The 21,375-nt window shown below is 68.0% G+C and carries 16 protein-coding genes; 10 read left to right on the forward strand and 6 right to left on the reverse strand.

The genetic code is table 11. From position 1 onward, the window contains the following. Nucleotides 1-111: 111 nt before the first annotated feature. Genes V3596_RS19280 through V3596_RS19290 form a run of 3 tightly spaced genes read left to right on the forward strand, consistent with a single transcriptional unit; the run spans nt 112 to nt 2,225 of the window. Nucleotides 112-588, forward strand: a complete 477-nt coding sequence (locus V3596_RS19280) for an SET domain-containing protein (RefSeq protein WP_334279445.1) — start codon at nt 112-114, stop codon at nt 586-588. A gap of 33 nt (nt 589-621) precedes the next feature. After that, nucleotides 622-1,485: a biotin--[acetyl-CoA-carboxylase] ligase gene (locus V3596_RS19285; RefSeq protein ID WP_334279446.1), complete on the forward strand. Its 864-nt coding sequence runs from the start codon at nt 622-624 to the stop codon at nt 1,483-1,485. Further along, the gene (locus V3596_RS19290) at nt 1,485-2,225 is read left to right on the forward strand and encodes a hypothetical protein (RefSeq protein ID WP_334279447.1); all 741 of its coding nucleotides are present in this window, start codon (nt 1,485-1,487) and stop codon (nt 2,223-2,225) included. The genes V3596_RS19285 and V3596_RS19290 overlap by 1 nt, the downstream gene beginning before the upstream one ends. On the opposite strand, the gene V3596_RS19295 is transcribed toward V3596_RS19290, so the two are convergent. The 3 genes from V3596_RS19295 to tkt all read right to left on the reverse strand — a co-directional run bounded on the left by V3596_RS19295 (nt 2,196) and on the right by tkt (nt 7,563). Next, the gene (locus tag V3596_RS19295) at nt 2,196-4,235 is read right to left on the reverse strand and encodes a S8 family serine peptidase (RefSeq protein ID WP_334279448.1); all 2,040 of its coding nucleotides are present in this window, start codon (nt 4,233-4,235) and stop codon (nt 2,196-2,198) included. The two genes, V3596_RS19290 and V3596_RS19295, sit on opposite strands and share 30 nt — an antisense overlap. A gap of 166 nt (nt 4,236-4,401) precedes the next feature. Further along, nucleotides 4,402-5,400, reverse strand: a complete 999-nt coding sequence (gene gap / locus V3596_RS19300; RefSeq protein ID WP_334279449.1) for a type I glyceraldehyde-3-phosphate dehydrogenase — start codon at nt 5,398-5,400, stop codon at nt 4,402-4,404. Between the two features lie 132 nt (nt 5,401-5,532). Further along, a complete protein-coding gene (gene tkt / locus V3596_RS19305; RefSeq protein ID WP_334279450.1) occupies nt 5,533-7,563 on the reverse strand; it encodes a transketolase in 2,031 nt (676 codons plus the stop codon). A 122-nt stretch (nt 7,564-7,685) separates the two neighbouring features. On the opposite strand from tkt, the gene V3596_RS19310 reads away from it, so the two are divergent. Together V3596_RS19310 and murU are read left to right on the forward strand one after the other, a co-directional pair. Continuing rightward, nucleotides 7,686-8,270, forward strand: coding sequence for a hemerythrin domain-containing protein (locus V3596_RS19310; RefSeq protein WP_334279451.1), 585 nt, complete (start codon nt 7,686-7,688; stop codon nt 8,268-8,270). A gap of 20 nt (nt 8,271-8,290) precedes the next feature. After that, entirely contained in the window at nt 8,291-8,983 is a 693-nt protein-coding gene (gene murU / locus V3596_RS19315) for an N-acetylmuramate alpha-1-phosphate uridylyltransferase MurU (RefSeq protein WP_334279452.1), read from the forward strand. 4 nt (nt 8,984-8,987) lie between these two features. On the opposite strand, the gene V3596_RS19320 is transcribed toward murU, so the two are convergent. Together V3596_RS19320 and V3596_RS19325 are read right to left on the reverse strand one after the other, a co-directional pair. Then, nucleotides 8,988-12,152, reverse strand: coding sequence for a two-component regulator propeller domain-containing protein (locus V3596_RS19320; RefSeq protein WP_334279453.1), 3,165 nt, complete (start codon nt 12,150-12,152; stop codon nt 8,988-8,990). Nucleotides 12,153-12,246: 94 nt separating this feature from the next. Further along, nucleotides 12,247-13,230, reverse strand: a complete 984-nt coding sequence (locus V3596_RS19325; protein ID WP_334279454.1) for a potassium channel beta subunit family protein — start codon at nt 13,228-13,230, stop codon at nt 12,247-12,249. A 71-nt stretch (nt 13,231-13,301) separates the two neighbouring features. Here V3596_RS19325 and V3596_RS19330 point away from each other — a divergent pair, with 71 nt between their 5' ends. The 3 genes from V3596_RS19330 (at nt 13,302) to V3596_RS19340 (ending at nt 16,974) form a co-directional block, all read left to right on the forward strand. Further along, nucleotides 13,302-14,501, forward strand: a complete 1,200-nt coding sequence (locus V3596_RS19330) for an FAD-dependent monooxygenase (RefSeq protein ID WP_334279455.1) — start codon at nt 13,302-13,304, stop codon at nt 14,499-14,501. 20 nt (nt 14,502-14,521) lie between these two features. Then, nucleotides 14,522-15,118: a hypothetical protein gene (locus V3596_RS19335; protein ID WP_334279456.1), complete on the forward strand. Its 597-nt coding sequence runs from the start codon at nt 14,522-14,524 to the stop codon at nt 15,116-15,118. A gap of 161 nt (nt 15,119-15,279) precedes the next feature. Then, nucleotides 15,280-16,974 carry a M14 family metallopeptidase gene (locus V3596_RS19340; RefSeq protein ID WP_334279457.1) on the forward strand — a complete coding sequence of 565 codons (1,695 nt, stop codon included), beginning with the start codon at nt 15,280-15,282 and terminating at the stop codon, nt 16,972-16,974. A 4-nt stretch (nt 16,975-16,978) separates the two neighbouring features. Here V3596_RS19340 and ypfH read toward each other — a convergent pair whose 3' ends face one another. Next, a complete protein-coding gene (ypfH, locus tag V3596_RS19345; RefSeq protein ID WP_334279458.1) occupies nt 16,979-17,719 on the reverse strand; it encodes an esterase in 741 nt (246 codons plus the stop codon). Between the two features lie 115 nt (nt 17,720-17,834). On the opposite strand from ypfH, the gene V3596_RS19350 reads away from it, so the two are divergent. Both V3596_RS19350 and V3596_RS19355 read left to right on the forward strand, forming a co-directional pair. Continuing rightward, nucleotides 17,835-18,929 carry an ABC transporter substrate-binding protein gene (locus V3596_RS19350; RefSeq protein WP_334279459.1) on the forward strand — a complete coding sequence of 365 codons (1,095 nt, stop codon included), beginning with the start codon at nt 17,835-17,837 and terminating at the stop codon, nt 18,927-18,929. Continuing rightward, nucleotides 18,926-21,283, forward strand: a complete 2,358-nt coding sequence (locus V3596_RS19355) for an ATP-binding protein (protein ID WP_334279460.1) — start codon at nt 18,926-18,928, stop codon at nt 21,281-21,283. Before V3596_RS19350 ends, V3596_RS19355 begins: the two co-directional genes overlap by 4 nt. Nucleotides 21,284-21,375: the final 92 nt, after the last annotated feature.

The raw sequence follows: 21,375 nt of genomic DNA on the forward strand, positions 1-21,375 counted from the left end.
ATTTTTACGACAGCGCAGCTTCCCGTTCCGAGACGCTGCCTACAATCCGGCCTCGCGTACGCGCGCCCACGCGCACGCACACCCATGAATTCAATGTAACCACAAGACTCGATGACGCAAGCCGCCGCCCCTAAATCCTCTGGCCGCCGTATCCAGGTCAGGCAATCCGGGGTTCATGGGCGCGGAGTCTATGCCGTCGCGGACATCGAGGCCGGCACCACCATCATCGAGTACACAGGCGAGAGGATCGACTGGCCGGAGGCACTGCGCCGCCATCCGCACGATCCCAAGCAACCGGACCATACCTTCTACTTCCATATCGAAGGCGGCCATGTCATCGACGCCCTCTTTGGCGGCAACAGCTCGCGCTGGATCAACCACAGCTGCGACCCCAACTGCGAAGCCGACGAAACGCCCGAGGGCCGTGTCTTCATCAAGGCGCTGCGCGACATCCTGCCGGGCGAGGAGCTGTTCTACGACTACGGCCTCGTGATCGAGGAGCGCCACACGGCCAAATTGAAGAAGCAGTTCGCCTGCCGTTGCGGCAGCGAGGTCTGCCGTGGCACGATGCTGGCGCCCAAGCGCTGAAGCCGCCTCATTCAACCAAGCCATCGCCCCACCATGAGCCTGAGCCCTGCCACACACCTGAACTGGGGCGCCGAGGCGCTCTGGCAGGAGCTCGAACCCCTGCTGCCCGGTCTCTCGATCGAGGTGCTGGCCCGTTGCGGCTCCACCAATACCGAACTGCTGGAGCGCCTGCGCCAGAGCAGCGAAGAGCCGTCAAGCGATCGCCGCGGCCACGCCCGCCGCAGCCACGACCTGCAGCCCTGCCTGCTGGTGGCCGAGCATCAAACCCAGGGCCGCGGCCGTATGGGCCGCAGCTGGGTCGCCAGCCCTGGCGCCTCGCTGACCTTCTCGCTGGCCCTGCCCATGGCCCTGGCCGACTCGGCCGGCCTGTCGCTGGCCGTGGGCACCGTGCTGGCGGACGCGCTGGAGCCGCCCGGTGAAGGCGCGCTGCACATCGGCCTCAAATGGCCCAACGACCTCTGGCTCGATGGCCGCAAGCTTGGCGGCATCCTGATCGAGACCGTGCCGGCCGGTGGCCAGCGCATGGTCGTCGTCGGCATCGGCCTGAACATCCTGGCCGAAGGCAAGCCGGTGGACGGCCACCAGTTCGCGACCGGCTTCGCGAGCCTGGATGAGCTCTATCCAGGCATCGATGCACCGCGCGCCCTGGCCCTGCTGGCACACCCGCTGATCAGCCTGCTGGCCGGCTATGCGAGCCAAGGTCTGACGCCCTGGCTTGACGCCTACAAGCGCCGCGACCTCCTGCGCGGCCAACTCATCACCGCTGGCAGCCTTGAAGGCCTGGGCGCTGGCGTGAACGCGCAGGGCGAGCTGCTGCTGCAGACCGGCAGCGGCGCGCCGCAAGCCGTCAGCGGCGGCGAGGTTTCAGTCCGTTTTTCACCCGGGGATCCCCATTGATGCTGCGCGCCCTTCTTGTTCTGCTGCTGGTCGTCAATGCGCTCTTCTTTTCCTGGACCCAGGGCTGGCTGGATGGCCTGACCGGCGTGCGCGCCATCGGCGAGCGCGAGCCCGAGCGGCTGAAGAAGGCCCAGCAGGTCGACCGGGTCAGCCTGCTGAGCCCGCAGGCCGCTGCCGCCTTGCAACTCACCGCCTGCATCGAAATCGGCCCGGTTGTGGGCGAGGCTGCCCTGCAGCAGGTGCAGAGCTCGCTGGAGCGCGTCGGCATCACGCCGGCCAGCTATGAGCTGCAGGCCAGCGAGCAGGCGGGCCAGTGGGGCGTGGCCACGATCAAGCTGACCAGCAAGGACTTCCGCGAGCGCAAGGAAGAAACCTACAAGCGGCTCAAGGTGCCCTATGAAGCGCTGCCCGGCATGCCCGAAGAACAGCCCAGCCTGCTGCTGAGCCGGCATGCCAGCGAAAAGGCGGCCGAAGCCGCGCTGGAAGCCTTCTCGCAGCGCGCCCTGAAGGGCCTGCGGGTGCTGCAATTGCAGAAGGCCCAAACCAGCCACAAGCTGCGCTTCGAAGCCGCCGACGGCGCCTTGCAGGCGCAGCTGCGAACGCTGACGGCCCGCGAGTTCGGCGGGCCGGGCCTGCACACTTGCGTGCCCTCGGCCGGCGTGGCGGCTTCTGCGCCCACGCCCGTGCCCGCACCCGCCCCCGCTGCAGCCTCAGCCGCGAGCTCGGGCGGCAGCCGCTGACAAGCGCCGAGAGCGGGCCGGGCCGCCCAGCAAGGCGCCGGCCAGCAAGAGGCCCAGCAGCCACAAGGGGCTGGTTGCACCGCCGCCGCCACCACCCCCGCCCGAGCTCACAGGCGGTGTCACCACCACAGGCACCGCAGAGACCGAGATCGTGCTCGGGTTGCCTGGGTAGCTCGTGCCCTGGTCGTCGGTCAGCGTGACCCGCACCACGAAGCTGCCGGCAGCCGAGGGCGTCAGGGTCACGGTCTGCGTGTTCGTGCCCGAGCTGAAACCGGTGACGATGCCGCCGCCGTCGACCAGGGTCCAGCTGTAGCCCGCAACGCTGCGGCCGGCAGCCAGGCCGGTGATGCCGGCGGTGAGCGTGACCGATTGGCCGGCCGTCGGGCTGGCACTGGCCTGCACGGTGACGCCATTCAGCGCCTGGGCCGCTGTCACGGCCGCGGCGGCATCCAGCATGCCGGCGCCGCAGTAGCTGGTATTGCAATAGCACTCGAGCAGCTCGGTGCCGTTGGGGGCGCGGCATTGCAGGGTGCCGGCCGTGGCACCGGTGCTGACGAAGGGCCGCGCGCTGCTGCGCAAGGCCGCCATCGCCTCGGCAGGGCTCATGCCCGGCCGCACCGACATCATCAGGGCCACGGTGCCCGCCACCAGGGGCGCCGAGAAGCTGGTGCCCACCGAGGCTGCGCCATCGGTATAGGCGTTGTCCGCCGCCTTGGGGCTTGTTGGTCCGCTGTTGGTCGTGCTCAGCATCGGGTAGAGGCAGGGCTCGCCCGCGCCGGTGTTGATGCAGTTGCCGCCAGGGGCGCTGATGGTCACCTCGGGGCCCAGGCTGGAAAAGCCGACCTTGCTGCCGGCATGGCGAAGCGCCGCCACCGCGACCACACCCGGGCAGTTGCCCGGCACGCCCACGGCCAGTCCGGCTGTGTTGCCGGCGGCCGCCACCACCAGGGCGTTGCGGGCCGTGACCTGGGTGATGACCTCCCGGTACAGCGCGCCGGTGCTGTCGCTGGCCGCGCAGCTGCCTTCGCCGCCCAGGCTCAGGTTGAGCACCCGGGCCGGGTTTGCATTGACCGTCGTGATATCGGGCACGCTCAGGCCCACGGCCCATTTCATGCCGGCAATGATGTCGGAGTCGTAGCCGCCACATTTGCCCAGCACCCGCACCGGCAGGATCTTGCTGCCCCAGCTGACGCCCGCAATACCCAGACCGTTGTTGCTGGACGCTGCAATCAGGCCGGAGACCCGCGTGCCATGCCAGGAGCTGTTGCTGATGTCGGCGCTGGTGCAGCCACTGCCCAGCGCGCCGCTGGTGATGTCGGCTTGCGAGACCCAGTCGCCCGGATCGTTGGCGTCGGCGTCATGCAAGTCACCATCATTGGCGGTAGCCCGGGCCACGGAGCTGCTGCTGGCGAAGCCGATCATGTCGTAGCCGGGCAGCAGCTTGGCCGCCAGGTCCGGGTGGTCGTAGCGCACGCCGGTGTCGAGCACGGCCACCACGATGGCAGCGCTGCCGGTGGTCTTGTCCCACGCGTCGGGCGCATTGATGCTGGAGACCACCTCGCCCGCCGGCGCCTTCAGGTACCACTGGCCGACGGCCGGCAGGTTGTTGTTGCCCACGGCGTAGAGCGGGTCGTTCGGCGTCGTGGCCGCGTGGCGGCGCAGGTGGTCGACCGCAACCAGTTCCACTTCGCTGTCCTGCGCCAGGCGCCTGGCAAGCTCGGCTGAGCTCAGGCCATCCGCAAGCATCACATGGGTGCGCTCGTCCAGGCTTCGCAGGGCCGCCAGCGGGCGACCGATTCTTTGCGCCAGGCTGAGTGCGCGTGTCTGAGCGATCTGGCGCACTTCGAGTGCGCCGCTGTTCACCGCCATGATCTTGGCCCGCACGCTCGGCGCCGCGGCCTTGAAGCGCACGATGACCCGCGCCGATTCATCGCTGGCGGCCTGGCTGGCGCCAGTGAACACGAAGGCCAGGCTCAGACTGGCCAGCAACTGCTTGGTCGCGAAATTCATCAGCACGCCTTGGGGGCTTGGTCGCAATGCCCGCAGTGTAGAAGCGCGGCCTGCCGCCTGCTGTGAAGAAAGGCAATCGCTTCCACGCTTGACGGACACAAACGGAAAAGCCCCGCAGAGCGGGGCTTCTTGAAGGCAGCGAGCGATGCCGCCCAGGCCAACAGGATCAGGCCGCGACCACGCGCACCATCTCCAGCACCTTGTTCGAATAGCCCCACTCGTTGTCGTACCAGGACACGAGCTTGACGAAGGTGGAGTCGAGTGCGATGCCGGCGTCGGCGTCGAAGATCGAGGTGCGCGCATCGCCGCGGAAGTCGGTGGCGACGACCTTGTCGGTCGTGTAGCCCAGCACGCCCTTGAGCGCGCCTTCCGACTGCGCCTTCATCTCGGCGCAGATCTCGGCGTAGGTGGCCGGGTTGTTCAGCTCGACCGTCAGGTCGACCACCGACACATCGCTCGTGGGCACGCGGAAGCTCATGCCGGTCAGCTTCTTGTTCAGCTCGGGAATCACCACGCCCACGGCCTTGGCGGCACCGGTGCTCGACGGGATGATGTTCTCGAGGATGCCGCGGCCGCCGCGCCAGTCCTTGTTGCTCGGGCCGTCCACGGTCTTCTGGGTGGCGGTGGCAGCGTGCACGGTGGTCATCAGGCCGCGCTTGATGCCCCACTTGTCGTTCAGCACCTTGGCCAGCGGTGCCAGGCAGTTGGTGGTGCACGAGGCGTTGGAGATGATGGCCTGGCCGGCATAGGTCTTGTGGTTGACGCCGTAGACGAACATCGGCGTGTCGTCCTTGGAAGGCGCGGAGAACACGACCTTCTTGGCGCCCGCAGCCAGGTGCTTCTCGCCACTGGCCTTGTCCAGGAACAGGCCCGTGGCTTCGATCACGATGTCGGCGCCGACTTCGTTCCACTTCAGCTCGGACGGGTCTTTCACGGCGGTCAGGCGAATGCGCCGTCCGTTGACGATCAGGGTGTTGCCGTCGACCGAGACTTCGCCGTCGAAGCGGCCATGCACGCTGTCGTAGGTCAGCATGTAGGCCAGGTAGTCAGGCTCCAGCAGGTCGTTGATGGCAACGACTTCCACGTCCTTGAAATTGGCGATGGCAGCGCGGAACACCATGCGGCCGATGCGGCCGAAGCCGTTGATACCGATCTTGATCGTCATGAGGAAAGCTCCTGGGTATTGGGAATTCTTGCGGCCCCGCGGTGCGTCAGGCGCCCGGAACGGCGAAGCCGCAAGGATACCCGGTCGCACTGCCGCCCGGGTTACCAAGGGCCATCAAGACACTGCGCGGCATCAAGCCTTCTTCAACACCACACGCACCGTGTCGGCCAGGTTCTCCGGCGTGAAGCCGAAGTGCTGGAACAGCACCGGCGCCGGGGCCGACTCGCCGTAGGTGTCGATGCCGACGACGGCTGCGCAGCCGTACTTCCACCAGCCGTCGCTGGCGCCCATCTCGACCGCCACGCGCGGGATGCCTTCGGGCAGCACCGAGAGCTTGTACTCGCGGTCCTGGCGATCAAACACGCTGGTGGAGGGCATGGAGACCACGCGCACGGCGATACCGCTCTTGGCCAGTTGGGCTTGCGCATGCAGGGCCAGCTGAACTTCGGAGCCGGTGGCGATGATGACGGCTTGCGCCTTCTTCTTCAGTCCGACTTCGCTCGGCTCGGCCAGCACGTAGCCGCCCTTGGCGATTTCATCGACCGCGGTCTTGGGCGCATAGGGCAGGTTCTGGCGCGACAGGGCCAGCACGCTCGGGCGCTGCGCGTTGCCGATGGCCATGGTCCAGGCGACCACGGTTTCGGTGGTGTCGGCCGGGCGCCAGACATCCAGGCCCGGAATCAGGCGCAGCGAAGCGACATGCTCGATCGACTGGTGGGTCGGGCCGTCTTCGCCCAGGCCGATGGAGTCGTGCGTGAACACATGGATGACGCGCTGCTTCATCAGCGCGGCCATGCGGATCGCATTGCGGCTGTAGTCGCTGAAGGTGAGGAAGGTGCCGCCGTAGGGGATGTAGCCGCCATGCAGGGCCACGCCGTTCATGATGGCGGCCATGCCGAACTCGCGCACGCCGTAGTTGATGTGGCGGCCGCCGTTGGGCACGCCGGCATCGTCAAAGCGCAGCGGCGCCGTCGACTTGGTGTTGGTGAGGTTGGAGCCGGTCAGGTCGGCCGAGCCGCCCAGCAGCTCGGGCAGCGCAGCGGTGAAGGCTTCCAGCGCCAGCTGGCTGGCCTTGCGGCTGGCCACGGTCTGCGCTTCGCTGTGGGCCTTGATGACGGCATCGACGGCGACTTGCGCGTAGTTGGCAGGCAGCACGCCCGCGATGCGGCGCGTGAACTCGGCGGCCAGCTCGGGGAAGGCCTCGGCATAGGCGTCGAACTGGGCGTCCCAGTCGGCTTCCAGGTTCGCGCCCTCGGTCTTGGCATCCCAGGCCTCGTAGACCTCCTTGGGCACGACGAAGGGCTCATGCTCCCAGCCCAGGGCTGCGCGGGTCAGCTTGATTTCGTCAGCGCCCAGGGCCTCGCCATGCGCCTTGGCCGTGCCGGCGCGGTTCGGGCTACCCTTGCCGATGGTGGTCTTGGCGATGATCAGCGTGGGCTTGGTCTCGCTCATCTTGGCCTTGGCGATGGCCGCGTCCACAGCGTTCACGTCGTGGCCGTCCACCGGGCCGATCACGTTCCAGCCATAGGCCTGGAAACGCTGGGCCGTGTTGTCGATGAACCAGGGCTGGACCTGGCCGTCGATGGAGATGCCGTTGTCGTCGTAGATGGCGATCAGCTTGTTCAGCTTCCAGGCACCGGCCAGGGCGCAGGCCTCGTGGCTGATGCCTTCCATCAGGCAGCCGTCGCCCAGGAAAGCGTAGGTGTGGTGGTCGACGATCGCGTGATCTTCGCGGTTGAATTCCTTGGCCAGCAGCTTCTCTGCCAGCGCCAGGCCCACGGCATTGGTGATGCCCTGGCCCAGCGGGCCGGTGGTGGTTTCAACGCCGGGGGTGATGCCCACTTCGGGGTGGCCCGGGGTCTTGCTGTGCAGCTTGCGGAAGTTCTTCAGCTCGCCGATGGGCAGCTCGTAGCCGGTGAGGTGCAGCAGCGCATAGATCAGCATCGAGCCATGACCGTTGGACAGCACGAAACGGTCGCGGTCGGCCCAGTGCGGATTGGCCGGGTTGTGGCGCAGGTGGCGGGCCCAAAGCGCAACGGAGATCTCGGCCATGCCCATGGGCGCGCCGGGATGGCCGGAGTTGGCTTCCTGCACGGCATCCATGGCCAGTGCGCGGATGGCATTGGCCATCAAATTGGTGTTGCGGGCAGCGGAGTTGGCCATGGTGTCTGTGTTGGGTTGGTTCTGGGGTAAACCCGGCATTTTACGTGGCCCGGCGATGGCGTCGATCCAGACCCTTGATCCAGGGCAAAGCAGGGTCGCGAATACGGGCGCAGGCTTGCGTCATGAACCCGCTGACCTTGCGCGTGATCCGTGAAGAACATCGAGCCCTTGCGGCCATGCTGCGCTCGATCCTTCTCCTGCTGGCCGAGCACCGCCGGCGCGCCACCCTGCCCGACTTCACCGCGCTGCGCGCCATGCTTTTCTATGTCGACGAGTTCCCTGAGCGGCTGCATCACCCGAAGGAGAGCGAGCTGCTGTTTCCGAAACTGCGCGCACGCGTGCCGGCGGTGCGCGAGACACTGGACCGGCTCGACGACGACCATGACCGCGGCGAGCGCGCGATACGCGACCTGGAGCATGCGCTGCTGGCCTTCGAAATGATGGGCGAAGCCCGCCGCAGCGCCTTCGAGCAATTGGCCGAGCGCTATGTGCAGGGCTATCTGCGCCACATGGAAATCGAGGAGCGCGAAGTGCTGCCGCTCGCGCTCGCACATCTGCAGGCGACCGATTGGGAAGACCTCGACGAGGCCTTTGCCGCCAACCGCGACCCGCTCACCGGCCATGCACCGGACGAGCCCTACCGCGCCCTGGTCGAACGCATCCTCAACAGCCTGCCCACGCCGCTGGGCCTCGGCCCGGCCCTCTAGGCCCCCTAAACTGCGGCTCCATGCGAGCCATCATCCTGGCGGCCGGGCGCGGAGAGCGCATGCGGCCGCTGACCGACCACACACCCAAACCCCTGCTCAAGGCCCGCGGCAAGCCGCTGATCGAATGGCATATCGAAGCGCTGGCCCGGGCTGGCGTGCAAGACATCGTCATCAACTGCGCCTGGCTGGAAGAGCAGTTCCCGGCCGTGCTCGGCGACGGCAGCCGCTGGGGCCTGCGCCTGCACTACTGCTTCGAGCAGCAGCGCTTTGGCGGCGCGCTGGAAACCGGCGGCGGCATCGCCACTGCCCTGCCGCTGCTGGGTGCCGATGGCGATGCGGCCTTCTGGGCGGTGTCGGGCGACATCTACATGCCCGGCTTCGAGTTCGACCCGGCCAAGGCCGCCGCATTTGCAGCCTCTGAACAACTCGCCCATCTGTGGATGGTGCCGACACAGGCCCAGCATCCGCAGGGCGATTTCGCCATCAATGCCGACGGCCATGTGCGCGCCGACGGCGGGCCGCTGCAGGTCTTCGCCAATATCGGCCTGTACCGGCCGGCGCTGTTCGGTGTCATCCGGGCGGGCGAACGCCAGCGCATGCGCGTGGCGCTGGACCATGGCATTGCGCTGGGCCGCATCACGGCGGAGCTCCATGACGGCCCCTGGATCAATGTGGGCACACCCGAGCAACTGGACGCGCTGAACGCGACCTAGCAGGCTAGCTGCGCACCACCTGCAGCGCCGGGTCTGCCAGCCATTCCGTGGCTGAGGCTCGCACACGGCGTTGCAGCTCGGCGGCGCTGAGCTGCTCGTCCGCGCCCAGCACGCCCACCCAGCGGTTGCGGCCGGCCCGCTTGGCGGCATAGAGCGCGCCATCCGCCAGCGTCACCACGCCCGCCCAGTCCACTGCGCGCGGATGCTGGCGCGACAAGGGGAAGACGGCGAAACCGACCGAGCAACTGCGGGTGACCTGCGCACCATCGGGCAGGATGAACGGCCGGTCGGCCACCATGGCGCGAGCGCGCTCGGCCAGTTCGATCGCATGCTCGCGCGATGCGGCGCGGGCCACGATCAGGAATTCCTCGCCGCCCCAGCGCACCAGGTAGTCGGCCTCGCGGAACACCGGCTGCAGCCGCTCGCGCATCTGCACCAGCACGGCATCACCGCCGGCATGACCATGCTCGTCATTGACCGACTTGAAGTGGTCGATGTCGACCAGGAAGAACACCAGGTCAGCGTCCAGCGGGGGAGCCGCATGGCCATGGGCCATGTCTTCGAAGCGGCGCAGGGTCCAGGCCACATCGGACTCGATGTGCTGGGTCAGGAAACGGCGGTTGCGCAGGCCGGTCAGCGGGTCGGTGAGGCTGGACTCCTCCAGCGCCGCGCTCTTCTGCTGCAAGGTGAGCGAAAGGCTTTCGAGCTCGGCCGTGCGGCTGCGCACCATGTCCTGCAGCACCTGCTGGCGACGGCGCAGGTAGCCGGTGCGCAGATGCACGATGATCATCAAGCCCAGCCACAGCAGCCCGATCAGCAGGGCGCGCGCCCACCAGGTCTGCCACCAGTTCGGCAGCACGTCGACAGGCATGCTCAGCTCATGCGGGCTCCAGGCGCCGCTGCGGTTGGTCGCCCGCACCCTCAAGGTGTAATGGCCTGGATTCAGGTTGCTGTAGCTGGCCACGCGCAACTCGGCGCCGGTGTTGATCCAGTCGTTGTCGTAGCCGTCCAGCTTGTAGCGGTAGCGGCTGCGCGCCGGGTCGCTGTAGTCCAGCGCGGCGAACTCGACACTGAAGCTGCGCTGGCCGGGCTTCAGGGCCAGGCCTTCGGCCGCCTGGCCCTGGCCCTGGCGGCGGCCGTCGATGCGCAACTCGGTCAGCACCACCGGTGGCTGGAAGCTCCAGCCGTCGAAATGGTTCGGGTCCACCACCAGGAGACCGCGGCTGCCGCCGAACAGCATGAGGCCGTCGCTGGTGGCGCCATAGGCCCGGAACCAGCCGGTGCCGAAGTCCACGCCGTCGGCAGGGGTCAGCTCGTAGACATGGTCCTTCTGCGGGTCGTAGACATGGTGCTGGGTCCAGATGCGACCCCGGTCGTCCTGCATCAGGTTGGCACCGAAGGCACGGCCGCCAATGCCATGACGTTCGCTGATGCGCTCGAAGGCGGCGGTCTTGCCATCCCATTCCAGCATGCGGTGCAGGCCGATGGCGGTGTCCACCCACAGCCGCTGCTCGCGGTCCACCAGCACGCCAACCACCGAGGCATGGGCCAGTCCCTGGCCGCTGCGCGCCTGGATGGCCAGCAGTTCGCGGCCGCCCGGCGCGATGCGGAACAGGCCCTTTTCCGTGCCCACCCAAAGGCCGCCATCGGCGGCTTCGGCCAGTGCATTCGCGTCGCCGCTGAGCACTTGGCCGCCGGCGATGTGCAGCCGCTGCAGCGCCGGCTTGCCACGCTCCAGCAGGTAGAGCCCGTCCTGCGTGGCTACCCACAGCCGGCCATCGCTGCTGGCCAGCATGCGCCGCACCCGGCCCTGACCCGGCTTGTAGGTGTTCAAGACCTGGCGGCGACTGGCGTCGAGCTGGTGCACGCCGGCATCGCTGCTCAGCCAGACCGCGCCGTCCGGCATCTGCGCGATGGCGCCGATGCGGCCATTGGGCAGGCCGCCAGCGCGGCCGGGCATGGGCAGCAGCGAGCCGACGAGTCGCATCCCGCGGTCGAAGATGGCCACACCCTTCTCGATCGTGCCGACCCAGGTCTCGCCGTCCGACAGCTGCTTGACGCTGCGTACATCGGGATCTTCGAACACGCCACCAAAGCCCTCGACCTCGCGCCTCACCCAGATGCTGCGGTTCTCGGGGTCATGCCGCTGCAGGCCGCCACCATAGCCGCCCACCCACAGCCAGCCGGCGCGGTCGCGCAGCAGCGAGCGCACCTCGTTGCCGGCCAGGCTGGCCGGATTGCGCGGGTTGTGGCGCAGCACGCGCAGCAGCTTTCCGTCGATCGCGCGCACCTCGATGCCGCCGGTGCGCCCCACCCACAGCTCCCGCTCATGCGCGGTGACGAAGGTGGCCACGGAACCGCGTCCGCCCTCACGGTCCAGCAGCTGGTGCTGGCCGGTCGCGGGGTCGAGCAGCAGCAGGTCGCCCTGCTGCGTGCCTATCCAGAGCCTGCCGTCCTCGGCCTCGTGCAGCGCATTGATGATGCGTTCGGCCAGCGGCTCGCCGCGACCCGAGAGCACCGGCTCGAAGTGCTCGCTGCCGGCCTGGCGCCGGGCCAGCCCGGCCCAGCTGCCCACCCACAGCGTGCCAGCCTTGTCGACCAGCAGGGTCTGCACTCGATCGTCGGGCAGACTGCCCGGCTGGCCGGCGTGGCGGTGGTGGCTGAAGCGGCCGCTGGCCGGGTCGAATCGCTTCAGGCCGCCACCTACGGCGCCAATCCAGATGCCGCCGTCCGAGCCCTCGGCCAGCGCGCGAATGGTGCCGGGCGCCAGGCTGTCGGCCTTGTCGCCGTCGTTGCGGAACACACGCACCTGCTCGCTGGCCGGGTCATAGACCGCCAGGCCATCAGATTCCGTGCCTATCCAGAGCCGTCCATCGCGAGCGGCCAGCAAGGCCCGCACAAAGCCCAGGCCCTTGCCGGCCTTCTCGCCCTCGGTGCGGAGCTGGACGCGAAAGCTGTAGCCGTCATAGCGCACCAGGCCGGCGCCCGTGCCTATCCAGAAGAAGCCGTATTTGTCCTGGGCCAGCGCGGCCACCACGGCGGAAGGGATTGCGCTGCCCTGGCCGACCGACTCGAAGCGCGGTTCGCTGAGCGGCTCCGCTGGCGCCGCCAGCACGGAGCCAGCGGCAAGCAGCGACAAGGACAGGGCGACTACAAGAACACGGAACATGACGCCTCATGGTAGCCGAGCCTTTGCCCGGCCCAGAAGACATGTGGTGCGGGGACCGCGTCGAGCCGCCCGCCCGCTCGGCAAGCTGCAAGCTTCAGCTCGCCAGCGCCTTGCACAGCGCATCGATGCGCGCCAGCACCTCGGGCGTCAGCCGCGGTGTCAGCGCCAGGGCGCCGAGGTTGTCCTGCAATTGCGAAAGCTTGCTGGCGCCGAGGATGACGGTCGAGACATGCGGGTTGCGGTTGACCCAGGCGATGGCCAGCTGGGCCACATTGCCCCCCAGCTCGTCGGCGATCTTGGCCAGCTCTGCGACCACGGCATTCTTGGCCGGGTCGGTCAGGCCCTCGCGCAGAAAGGCCATGTTCTCCATCGCGCCACGGCTGTCAGCCGGGATGCCATCCTTGTACTTGCCCGTCAGTAGACCCGAAGCCAGGGGGCTCCAGGTGGTCAGGCCCAGGCCCAGGTCTTCATAGAGGCGGGCATATTCCTGCTCGACCTTGCGGCGGCAGAACAGGTGGTACTGCGGCTGCTCCATCACCGGCTTGTGCAGGTGGTGGCGCTCGGCGATTTCCCAGGCGGCGCGGATGTCGGACGCGCTCCATTCGCTGGTGCCCCAGTACAGCGCCTTGCCTTGGGTGATCATGTCGCTCATCGCGCGCACCGTCTCTTCGATCGGCGTGTGCGGATCGGGGCGGTGGCAATAGACCAGGTCGATGAAGTCCAGCTGCATGCGCTTCAGGGAGCCGTCGATGGCCTGCATCAGGTACTTGCGATTCAGCGTGTCCTTGCGATTGGTCGTCGTATTGCCTTCGCGCGACAGGCCCCAGAAGAACTTGGTCGAGACGATGTAGTCCAGCCGGTTCCACTTGAGCGCCTTGAAGGCCTCGCCCATCACCACCTCGCTCTGACCTTGGGCATAGACCTCGGCGTTGTCGAAGAAGTTGACGCCGGCATCAAAGGCGGCGGCCAGCATCTCGGTCGCGGCCTTGGTGTCGACCTGGTTGTGATACGTGACCCAGGAGCCCAGCGAGAGCTCGGAAACTTGCAGGCCGCTGCGGCCCAGACGACGGTATTGCATGGTGTGCTTCTTCTGACTGCTGAAGTGGAAGCGCCAGAGCGTAGCGCAGACCGGCCGCTATAGTCTTTCGCATGAGCAATACCCCGCTGCCGCCATCGCTGAAACTGGCCGTCATCGGCGCCGGCCCCGCCGGCCTGACCCTGGCTCTGCATGCGGCCCGCAGCCTGCCGCAGGCGCAGATCAGCCTCTTCGATGCCCGCCAGGCAGACCGCGACGTGTCGGGCGATCCGCGCACGATTGCGCTGTCACTGGGCAGCGTGCAGCTTTTGCAAAGGCTCAAAGCCTGGCCGGCGAGCGATGCGGAGCCGATTCTTCAAGTGCATGTGAGCCAGGCGCCGCCGACGCTGCAGGACATGCCCGCTGTGCGCATCACGGCGGCTGAGCAGGGCGTAGAGCAGCTCGGCGCCGTGCTGCACTACGGTCAATTGGTAGCGCCCTTGCAAACGGCATGGCTGGCGGCTGCGGCGGCCGAGCCTGAGCGACTGCTCACGCGTTTCGGTTCGCCGGTGGCGGCGGTCAAGGCGGTGACTGGCGGCGTGGAAGTGGATGCCGGCATCGTCGAGAACTTCGACCTGGCCGTGGTCGCCGAGGGCGGCGTGTTTGCCGACCAGGCGCGCAAGTCTTTGGCCCGCGACTATCAGCAGAACGCCTGGGTCGGTACCGTCACCCTGAGCGCCGAAAGCCCCGCCGGCGTGGCCTATGAGCGCTTCACGCGCAACGGCCCCTTGGCCCTGCTGCCCTTGCGCCCACGTGATGGCCAGCGCCGCGCGGCCCTGGTCTGGTGCCTGCCGCAGGACGAGGACGATGTGGCCACGCTCAGCGATGCCCAGCGCCTCACCGTCATCAACTCCCTGCTGGCCGAGGATGTCGGGCCGCTGCAATCCATCAGCCCCTTGAAATGCTTTGCCCTGGGGCTGAATGCCGAGCGCAGCCTGGTGGACGGCCGTGTCGTGCGCATCGGCAATGCCGCCCAGACCCTGCACCCGGTGGCCGGCCAGGGGCTGAACCTGGGCCTGCGCGATGCCTGGAGCCTGGTCGATGCCCTGCGCCGCCATGGCGAGCACAAGATCGACGCCGCGCTGAAGAGCGTTGAATGGCAGCGCGGCCCCGACCGCTGGAGCACCATCGTCAGCACCGACTTCCTGGCCCGCACCTTCACCTGGCGCTGGCCAGGCCTGCCGGCGGCGCGGGCGCTGGGACTGGCCGCCCTGCAATCCTTGCCACCGCTCAAGAAGGCATTGGCAAGACAGATGATGTTTGGGCGGCGCTGAGCGCCCGCCAAGGAATCCACATGCGCCTTCATCCCTTCCTTGCCCTGCTGCTGGTGCTTGCGCCCCCCGCCGCCATGGCCCAGACGATCAAGCCCGCGCCGCTGCTCACCGCCGAGGCGCAGCAGGCCTTCTTCAATGCGCTGCGTGAGCATTGCGGCAAAGCCTACGAGGGCAAGGTCGTGATCGACAACCCCAAGGGCAGCGGCTTCGAGGGTCGGCTCGTGATGCATGTGCGGCGTTGCAGCGAGCAGCAGCTGCAGATCCCCTTCCATGTCGGGGAGAACCGTTCGCGCACCTGGCTGATCACGCAGACCGGCGCCGGTTTGCTGCTCAAGCATGACCACCGCAAACCGGATGGCAGCGACGACAGCTCGACCATGTATGGCGGCCACACGCAGGACGCCGGCTGGCCGCAAGTCCAGTCATTCCCGGTCGACGCGGTCTCGAAGGAACAGTTCGTCCGCCAGGGCCTGGCCGCCTCGGTGGGCAACACCTGGCAGGTGTACATCTACCCCAAGGTGTTCAGCTACCGCCTGGTGCGCGAGGGGCGGGAGTTCCGCGTCGATTTCGACCTGACCCGGCCGGTCGATCCGCCGCCAACACCCTGGGGTTATTGAAGCGGGCGGGAGGGCCTCCTTGAGCTGGCTCGGCAGGCTGTCGTCCGGCTGAGCAGAAAGCAGCCAGGGTAGGCCCGCTCACCGCGTGCCGCTGCGCTCCGTTAGCATCGCCGCCATGGCCCCGACCCGGGGCGACCGCAAAGCCATCCATGCCCGCAGCCATGCCCACCCCGCGTTTCAACGAGTTCTATCGCTATGACGCGCTGACCCAGCTCCTGTTTGAATATGCCGAGGCGCGGCCGAACCTGGTCTCGGTGCGCTCGATTGGCAAGAGCTTCGAGGGCCGTGACATCTGGCTGCTGGTGCTGACCAACACCGCCACCGGCGCCGACATCGACAAGCCGGCCTTCTGGCTGGACGGCAATATCCACGCTGCCGAGCTGACCGCCTGCACCACCTGCCTGTACTACCTGCACCAGCTCCTGCGCGACCACGGCAACGACGCCGCCATCACCCACCTGCTGGATACGCGCACCCTCTACATGGTGCCGCGCCTGAACCCGGATGGCGCCGAGCTCGCGCTGGCGGACCGGCCACGCCACATCCGCAGCTCGACCCGACCCTACCCCTACGACGAAGAGCCGGTCGACGGCCTCACGGTCGAAGACATCGATGGCGACGGCCGCATCCTCACGATGCGCATTCCAGACCCGCACGGCGGCTACAAGAAGCACGAGACCGACCCGCGCCTGATGGTGGCGCGCGAGCCGGGTGAATTCGGCGGCGAGTACTACCGCCTGATGCCCGAGGGCTTCATCAAGGCCCATGACGGCCTGACGGTCGTGGTCAACAAGGACCGCGAAGGCCTGGACCTGAACCGCAACTTCCCGAGCGACTGGCGGCAGGAATACAAGCAGCTCGGCGCCGGCCCCTACCCGACCAGCGAGCCCGAGGTGCGCGCAATGGTGGACTTCGTGTCCACCCATCCCAACATCGGCGCCGCCATCAGCTTTCACACGCACAGCGGCGTGATCCTGCGCCCGATGGGCACGCAGGCCGACGAAGACATGACGCCGGAAGACCTCTGGACCTACCAGCGCTTCTCGGCACTCGGGGAAAAGGCCACCGGCTATCCGGCCATCAGCATCTGGCACGACTTCCGCTACCACCCCAAGGAAGTCATCACCGGCACGCAGGACTGGATGTACGAGCACCTGGGCGCCTTGTTCTGGGTGGTGGAGCTGTGGTCGCCGGCGCGCGAGGCAGGCATCGCCAACACGAAGTGGATCGATTGGTACCGCGACCATCCGGTCGAGGACGACCTCAAGCTCATGAAGTGGAGCGACGAGCAGTGCGACGGCCAGGCCCATGTGGACTGGCGGCCCTTCTTCCATCCGCAGCTCGGCGCGGTCGAGATCGGCGGCTGGGACAAGATGAACTACTGGCGCAATCCGCCGCCCGCCTTGCGCGAGCGCGAAGCGGCGCGCTTTCCGGCCTGGCTGACGCAGATTGCCCTGTCGTTGCCCAAGCTGGAGCTGGTGCGCACCGAAGTCCGCGCCCTGGGCGCCGACACCTGGCGCGTGCGCCTGGCGGTCGCCAACAGCGGCTATCTGCCGGCCTATGTGACCAGACGCGCCCTCGAGCGCAAGGTGGTGCGCGGCGTGATGTTCGACATCCACCTGCCGGCCAACGACCCCGAGATCAGCCTGATCAGCGGCAAGGAGCGCGTGGAGGGCCCTCAGCTCGAAGGCCATGCACTCAAGCAGAGCCAGCTCGCCTTCATCGGTACCCGTGAGGTGACCGCCGACCGCGCCGTGGCCGAATGGGTGCTGCGCGCGCCCACCGGCACGCGGCTGACGCTGACCGCCAGCGCCGAGCGGGCCGGGACGATTCGGACCGAGGTGGTGCTCGACTGATTGATCAGTCGTTCTCTTCCTTGTCCGCCAGCCCCTGCGCCTGCGCTGCCTGCATGGCTTCGCGCCAGACGCGGGCCGGCACGAAGGTCTGCAGCTGCTCCATTGCTCGTGCGATCAGGGCTTCATGCAGCTCATGGCCGATGTCGGGCAGCACATCAGCCGTCACGTCGCCGCCGAGCTGCACCAGGCGCCGGGCGGCAGCAATCTGGTCTTGATAGGGCAGCACGCCATCGAGCTGGCCGTGCAGGATGTGCACGCTGACCTGCGGCGGCGCATGGCCGGGCATGGTGGCGTAGGCGCCGCTGAAGGCGAGCACCCGCCCTGCCAGCTCCACTTCCTGCTGTACCGCCTCCAGCGCGAGCACGGCGCCTTGCGAGAAGCCGGCGAGCGCCACACGCTGCCAGGGCAGGTCGAACTGGGCGGCCCAGCTGCGCACGGTGGCGATGAAGTCGGGCAGCACGGCGTTGATACGCCCGGCATGGTTGTCATCATTGGCGCCGGCGAGGGAGTACCACTGCCAGCCCTGATGCAGATCCACGCCACCGGGCATCTGGTCGTAAGGCTCGGGCCCGTTCAGCGACAGCACCGCGGCCTGCGGATACAGTGTGTGCAAGGCTTGAGCCAAAGGCCGCATCTGCGCCGCATCGGCGCCAGCGCCGTGCAGCAGCAGGAACAGCAACTCGGGCTGGCCCTCGGCGGGCAGTTTGGCCAGGGCCTGGGAGCGGTGGACATCGGGGTTGCTCATGCGCCCGATTGTCACTCGCTTGCTTGGGTCGAGGGCGCCGGTTTGAGCGCCGTCAAGCCCATGCAAGCGTAAGGCCTCATGATGACTGGTCTGAAAGGCGAGGAATCGATTGATCATGACCCTCTCGCGTCGTCCGCTGCTGCTGTTGCCTCTGGCGCTGGCCGCCTGTTCCGGGTCGGCCCCGCCACTCAAGCTGGGCTTCCTCGGCGGCCTGTCGGGCCGGGTGGCCGACCTGGGCGAGGCCGGTCGCAACGGCACGCTGCTGGCCGTCGAGCAGTGCAACCAGGCCGGCGGCCTGCAGGGCCGCCCGGTCGAGCTCCTGATCGCCGACGACGAGCAGAACGCGGATGCTGCCAGGCGCGGCATCGAATCCCTGCGCCAGGCCGGCGCCATGGCGCTGATCGGCCCGCTGACCAGCGCCATGGGCGTGGCGATGCTGCCCCTGATCAACCAGCACCAGCTGCTCACCATCAGCCCGACCATCACGTCCACCGAGCTCTTCGGCCAGGATGACTACCTGCTGCTGGTGGCCCCGCCTGTCAGCGAGAACTGCTTGCGCAGCGCCCGGCACCTGCATGCCAAGGGGCTGCGCCGGGCCGCCGTGGCCTATGACCTCGGCAACCGCAGCTACACCGAAGACTGGCTGCGGCATTTCACCAAGTCCTTCAGCGCGCTGGGAGGCCAGGTGGTCAGCCAGGCCTCATTCCAATCGGGCGCGGGCTATGGTGAGGTGGTGAGCCAGTTGCTGGCCAGCAAGCCGGACCTCCTGATGTTCGCGGCCAATGCCCTGGACACCGTGCGGCTCACCCAGGCCGCCCGCAACCAAGGGGCCACGCAAGCGATCAGCGCAGCCTCCTGGGCCGCCACGGAAAGCCTGCTGCAACTGGGCGGGCGAACGGTCGAGGGCATCAGCCTGCCCCAGTACTTCGACCGGGACGACCGCTCGCCCCGCTACCTGGCCTTTGCCGAGGCCTACCGCCAGCGCTTCAAGCAGGAGCCTGGGTTTGCCAGCGTCGCTGCGCATGACGCGACCCGGGCCCTGTTGAGCGTGCTCAATGGCAAGACAGGCCCGGCGCTCAAGACGGCCTTGCTCGGCGGCCAACGCTTCGAGGGCCTGCAGGCCACGTTCGCTTTTGATCGCTACGGCGACGCCGAGCGCCAGACCCACATGACCGAGGTGCGCGACGGCCGCTTCGTCCGCCTGCCGTGACACTGACGCGATTGCGCCCCGAGCTGCGCCTGCGCACCTCGCTGATGCTGCTGATGGTGCTCGCAGCAGCGCTGACTTTCGGCCTGGTTGGCGGCGCCATCCTGTCGCTGCGCCTGCCGCAGGTCGAGCAGCGCGCCCTGGAGCAACTGCAGCGGCGCGCGCTCAACACGGCACGCCTGCTGGACCTGGACCTGTCGGGCATCGAGGCTCAGCTGCGGCCACTTGGCCACCTGCTGGCTCAGGCTGCCGCCACCGAACCGCAGCCCGTGCTGGACGCGCTGACCCGGCCCGACAGCCCTTTCGTGGCCGTCTTCCTGCTGGAGGCCAGTGGCCGCGTGCAGGCGCTGGGCCTGCGCGGCGGCAGGGCCGAGGCGAAGACGGAATTGCGCGGCGCCGACTTCTCAGGCAATGCGCTGTTCCGCGCCCTGCGCGAGCGGGGCACCGCCAGCAGCGCCACGCTGTGGAGCGACAAGTACCTGTCCACGCTGGCCGGCACCACCACCGTGGCCCTGGCCCTGCCGATCGACCAGCGCATGCTGATCGCCGAGCTCGATCTCGCCCGCATGCTGACCAAGCTGGAGCGCGCCTCGCAGGATGCGGAGGCCGAAGTGATGATCGTCGATGGCCGCGGCCAATGGCTGGCCTCGACCCGCAGCGCCGTCAGCAGCACCGAGCGGCACCTGAACTACGCCAACCTGGCCAGCGTGCAGATGCTCGACCGCGGCGAGGCCGCGCCGGGCCGTGAGGAGCTGTTTGGCGAGCCCCGACTGGTCAGCGCCGTGCGGCCCGACCTGCTCGGCTGGAGCATCATCGCCAGCGCCTCGGCCGGCTGGGGCCAGTATTCCTATCGTGTCACGGTGCTGCTGGTGGTGGCGGGCTTCGGCGGCGCCCTGGCCATCAGCATGTTGCTGGCGCCCTGGTGGGCGGCGGTGTTCACCCGGCCGGTCCAGGCCCTGATCGCCCGCGCCCATGCAGTGGCCGGCGGCGACTACCTCGGAGCCTGGCCAGGGCGCGGCCCGATACGCGAGCTCAACCAGCTCGGCGCTGACCTGGCCCGCATGGTCAAGACCATACAGACTCACGGCGAGCGCCTGCGCGCCACGCTGGACAGCGCGCCGGCCGTGTCAGTGCAGTGGTACAGCCTCGAAGGCCGCGTCCTGTACTGGAACCAGGCCTCGGAGTCCATGTACGGGTACAGCGCCCGTCAGGCGCTCGGCGCCGAGCTGCGCGAACAGCCGCTGATGTACCTGGACGAGGCCCAGGTGCAGGCATTCCTTGGCATCCTGGCCACGCTGGACAACGAGGGCGGCAGCTTCGGGCCGGCCGAGTTCGAGCTGCGCCATCGCAAGGGCCATGCGGTCATCGTGCTGGCTTCCATCTTTGCAGTACCGGGCGAGCAGGGCCAGAAGATCTTCGTCTGCATGGACGTGGACATCACCGCCGCGAAGCGTAGCGAGGCCGAGATCCTGCGCCTCAACCAGGGGCTGGAGGCGCGCGTGGCCGAACGCACCGAGGCGCTGACGGCGGCCAACGAAGAGCTGCAGACCACGGTCGAGTACTTGAAGGCCACGCAGGCACAGTTGGTGCGTTCCGAGAAACTGGCCGCCCTCGGACGCCTGGTGGCAGGCGTGGCCCATGAGCTGAACACGCCGCTGGGCAATGGCCTGATGGTGATCAGCACATTGCGCGAGAGCCTGCGGAACCTGCAAACCGAGATGAACCAGGGCCTGCGGCGCAGCACGCTGGAAAGCTTTGTGACCCAGGCCGATCAGGGCAGCGACATCGCCGAGCGCAACCTGCGCCGAGCGGCCGAGCTGGTGGCCAACTTCAAGCAGGTGGCGGTGGACCAGACCAGCGCGCAGCGCCGTCAGTTCACCCTGAAAGAAATTGTCGGTGAAGCCTTGCTGATGCTCAGCCCGACAACGCGCAAGACGCCCCACCACCTGCGCACGGTGCTGCAGGAAGACATCTCGATGGACAGCTACCCCGGCGCCCTGGTCCAGGTGCTGAGCAACCTGGTCGAGAACGCGCTGGTGCACGGCCTGGCTGAATGTGCCGAGGGCGAGATCATGATCTGCACCGAGGCAGCCGCACCGGGCGAGGCCCGCATCGTGATCAGCGACAACGGCTGCGGCATCCCGAGCGAACACATAAGTCGCATCTTCGACCCCTTCTTCACCACGCGCATGGGACGCGGCGGCTCGGGCCTCGGCCTGCATGTGGTGCATGAGCTGGTGGGCAACGTCCTGGGGGGCCGCATCAGCGTCTTCAGCGCACCGGGCACTGGCGCCCGCTTCGTGATCGAGCTGCCCCTTTCCGCTCCCGTGCAGGTCACACAGCCGGGTGATCTCTGAACTTCGGTCTTGCCGCTTGCTTGATCCACATCATTCAGCGTGCCTGGAATTGGGCCAGGATGTCATCATTGGCGCTGTATGCCCCTAACTCG

It is taken from the genome of Roseateles microcysteis, assembly GCF_036880965.1.
In the GTDB taxonomy this organism is placed as follows: Bacteria; Pseudomonadota; Gammaproteobacteria; order Burkholderiales; family Burkholderiaceae_C; genus JAUASW01.

What these genes read in the sequence shown, in the direction of transcription:
- V3596_RS19280 (WP_334279445.1), top strand. Translation starts at nt 112, where the DNA reads ATGACGCAAGCCGCCGCCCCTAAATCCTCTGGCCGCCGTATCCAGGTC.
- V3596_RS19295 (WP_334279448.1), bottom strand. Translation starts at nt 4,235, where the DNA reads ATGAATTTCGCGACCAAGCAGTTGCTGGCCAGTCTGAGCCTGGCCTTC.
- V3596_RS19325 (WP_334279454.1), bottom strand. Translation starts at nt 13,230, where the DNA reads ATGCAATACCGTCGTCTGGGCCGCAGCGGCCTGCAAGTTTCCGAGCTC.
- V3596_RS19310 (WP_334279451.1), top strand. Translation starts at nt 7,686, where the DNA reads ATGAACCCGCTGACCTTGCGCGTGATCCGTGAAGAACATCGAGCCCTT.
- tkt (WP_334279450.1), bottom strand. Translation starts at nt 7,563, where the DNA reads ATGGCCAACTCCGCTGCCCGCAACACCAATTTGATGGCCAATGCCATC.
- V3596_RS19335 (WP_334279456.1), top strand. Translation starts at nt 14,522, where the DNA reads ATGCGCCTTCATCCCTTCCTTGCCCTGCTGCTGGTGCTTGCGCCCCCC.
- V3596_RS19330 (WP_334279455.1), top strand. Translation starts at nt 13,302, where the DNA reads ATGAGCAATACCCCGCTGCCGCCATCGCTGAAACTGGCCGTCATCGGC.
- V3596_RS19340 (WP_334279457.1), top strand. Translation starts at nt 15,280, where the DNA reads ATGCCCACCCCGCGTTTCAACGAGTTCTATCGCTATGACGCGCTGACC.
- gap (WP_334279449.1), bottom strand. Translation starts at nt 5,400, where the DNA reads ATGACGATCAAGATCGGTATCAACGGCTTCGGCCGCATCGGCCGCATG.
- murU (WP_334279452.1), top strand. Translation starts at nt 8,291, where the DNA reads ATGCGAGCCATCATCCTGGCGGCCGGGCGCGGAGAGCGCATGCGGCCG.
- V3596_RS19320 (WP_334279453.1), bottom strand. Translation starts at nt 12,152, where the DNA reads ATGTTCCGTGTTCTTGTAGTCGCCCTGTCCTTGTCGCTGCTTGCCGCT.
- V3596_RS19285 (WP_334279446.1), top strand. Translation starts at nt 622, where the DNA reads ATGAGCCTGAGCCCTGCCACACACCTGAACTGGGGCGCCGAGGCGCTC.
- ypfH (WP_334279458.1), bottom strand. Translation starts at nt 17,719, where the DNA reads ATGAGCAACCCCGATGTCCACCGCTCCCAGGCCCTGGCCAAACTGCCC.
- V3596_RS19290 (WP_334279447.1), top strand. Translation starts at nt 1,485, where the DNA reads ATGCTGCGCGCCCTTCTTGTTCTGCTGCTGGTCGTCAATGCGCTCTTC.
- V3596_RS19350 (WP_334279459.1), top strand. Translation starts at nt 17,835, where the DNA reads ATGACCCTCTCGCGTCGTCCGCTGCTGCTGTTGCCTCTGGCGCTGGCC.